General features: G+C 42.4%; 1 tRNA gene. It reads left to right on the top strand.

From position 1 onward, the window contains the following. The first annotated feature begins 24 nt into the window (after positions 1 to 24). Positions 25 to 96: transfer RNA gene (locus ACERDH_RS07485), tRNA-Glu, on the top strand. The last annotated feature ends 161 nt before the right edge of the window (positions 97 to 257 follow it).

The following is a 257-nucleotide window of genomic DNA, read 5'->3' as shown; positions in this document are numbered from 1 at the left end:
GTAAGAGTTGAAAATAACAACTCAGGTCCGTTGGTCAAGGGGTTAAGACACCGCCTTTTCACGGCGGTAACACGGGTTCGAATCCCGTACGGACTATGGTATGTTGTGGTTGAGGCACTTGATGAAAAAAGTTAAAAAAGTTTCAAAAAAGTGTTGACAAGCGAAAGCGACTGTGATATACTAATATAGTTGTCACTTGAGAGAAGTGAGTGACAAAGACCTTTGAAAACTGAACAAGACGAACCAATGTGCAGGGC

This window comes from Streptococcus bovismuti (assembly GCF_042436615.2).
Classification (GTDB): domain Bacteria; phylum Bacillota; class Bacilli; order Lactobacillales; family Streptococcaceae; genus Streptococcus.
The sequence above is the reverse complement of the archived record's forward strand: the minus strand, read 5'-3'. Positions and strand labels throughout refer to the sequence as shown.